Annotated in this window: 6 protein-coding genes; all 6 read left to right on the plus strand. The window is 33.9% G+C overall.

Annotated features, from left to right (window positions below):
* Window positions 1–215: HAD domain-containing protein (locus AC1DSL_RS18170; protein ID WP_477533324.1), on the plus strand; the 215-nt coding region annotated here is incomplete at its 5' end.
* A 20-nt stretch (window positions 216–235) separates the two neighbouring features.
* A complete protein-coding gene (locus tag AC1DSL_RS18175; protein ID WP_477533325.1) occupies window positions 236–406 on the plus strand; it encodes a hypothetical protein in 171 nt (56 codons plus the stop codon).
* A gap of 51 nt (window positions 407–457) precedes the next feature.
* Window positions 458–646 (plus strand): hypothetical protein, encoded by a 189-nt coding sequence (locus AC1DSL_RS18180; protein ID WP_477533326.1) that lies wholly within the window; start codon window positions 458–460, stop codon window positions 644–646.
* A 36-nt stretch (window positions 647–682) separates the two neighbouring features.
* The gene (locus tag AC1DSL_RS18185) at window positions 683–961 is read left to right on the plus strand and encodes a hypothetical protein (RefSeq protein ID WP_477533327.1); all 279 of its coding nucleotides are present in this window, start codon (window positions 683–685) and stop codon (window positions 959–961) included.
* Window positions 945–1097 carry a hypothetical protein gene (locus AC1DSL_RS18190; protein WP_477533328.1) on the plus strand — a complete coding sequence of 51 codons (153 nt, stop codon included), beginning with the start codon at window positions 945–947 and terminating at the stop codon, window positions 1095–1097. Before AC1DSL_RS18185 ends, AC1DSL_RS18190 begins: the two co-directional genes overlap by 17 nt.
* Before the next feature lie 5 nt (window positions 1098–1102).
* Window positions 1103–1393 (plus strand): DNA ligase LigA-related protein, encoded by a 291-nt coding sequence (locus tag AC1DSL_RS18195; protein ID WP_477533329.1) that lies wholly within the window; start codon window positions 1103–1105, stop codon window positions 1391–1393.
* Window positions 1394–1423: the final 30 nt, after the last annotated feature.

Here is a 1423-nt window from a genome sequence, read left to right on the forward strand (position 1 = left end):
TGATCGGACTAACCCCTCATTATAGAGAAACAATCCGAGGACTAGAAATTGCTGACTATCTTGCTAACATGTTTACAGAAATTATCTGGAATATTGTGATTTTAGATGACGACAGTGATATGGGAAGCCTGTTGAAGTATCATGTTAAGACCAATCACATTTACGGACTAACAGAAAAAGATGCAGAAAAAGCAATCGCAATACTTAACAAGTAAATTATGAGGTGAACGAACAAATGAACAACGGACGACACGTCTTAGATAGCGATGATAAATTTATTCTAACTCGAATCAAAGCACAACTAACAGACGCAATTAATTCACTGAAGAAACGCAATGTCAGACACGTTAATATTGAGATCGAGCTGCATAGTCACATTAAAAACGTATTAAATGAAGGAAAATAAAAACACACTTTTATTGGACAGTAGACAACAAAAAGCGAAGGAGTGAAGAAGATGAAAAAGCGAAGTTATTTTGTTTGGTTTAAAACCGAAGACAGCGTGATTGTAAACGTAAAAGACGATGTGAACAGACCAAACAATGATGATTGCGATACTGTATTGCAGAAATGGATTCATGAAAATTATGGTGATGAACCTTACGAATATTTCGAGTTGGATAGCGTTCCAATCGAAGAGATTTAATGAACAGTACAACGACAAAGCAAAGGAGGACAGCAAGTGTTAACAAATAATACGATTAACGCTATTATCCATGAAGTAAACGTTGCTCACAGTATTGATTGTAGCCAACATGCACGTTATCATATCGCAAAGCAATGCAACAACATGAAAAGTGAAGCAAATAAAACTGAAAAGAAGTGGAATGAGTTAGGCATATGGTTAAAACATAATCCTGATGCAACTGTGGATGAAATACAAATTATAAGAGAAAAACTAAATCGAAGCGAATATGTCAGAGATTTAAGGGGTGGATTCACTAATGGACTTAATAGTTAAATTGAACTTCAGCTTTGATGAAATGGATGATTGTTCAGAGGAAGAAATCAAGAATTATCTGCTCACAGCATTAGAAAGTGGTGCTGAATCTACATCATGTGAGATAAGAGTAAGCACAGTTGAGTTTGTAAAATGAAATCAATGGAAGATATAAGCAGCAAAATTACACGATTACGACATCAATTACTGGTTCATTCATGTCTGTATTATCGGTTCAATACGAATATCATATCCGATCATAAGTTTGATGAGATATCTAATGAGCTGGTCAAATTACAAACACAATATCCATACGTTGCTTCAGAATGTATTTATCATGAACACTTTAAAGGATTTGACGGATCAAGTGGATATGATTTGCCTTACCATTTAGATGAAGTTATACAGAGGACACTGAAATTATTAAATTACCATAATAGGAAAAATAATTAATCTTTATCCTTGCAATTAGTAAATTATAAG

Source organism: Paenisporosarcina sp. P4_D4 (genome assembly GCF_056401835.1).

Bases quoted from the DNA above. Each gene is read 5' to 3' on its own strand.
- AC1DSL_RS18175 (WP_477533325.1), top strand. From the start codon at position 236: ATGAACAACGGACGACACGTCTTAGATAGCGATGATAAATTTATTCTA.
- AC1DSL_RS18180 (WP_477533326.1), top strand. From the start codon at position 458: ATGAAAAAGCGAAGTTATTTTGTTTGGTTTAAAACCGAAGACAGCGTG.
- AC1DSL_RS18190 (WP_477533328.1), top strand. From the start codon at position 945: ATGGACTTAATAGTTAAATTGAACTTCAGCTTTGATGAAATGGATGAT.
- AC1DSL_RS18195 (WP_477533329.1), top strand. From the start codon at position 1,103: ATGGAAGATATAAGCAGCAAAATTACACGATTACGACATCAATTACTG.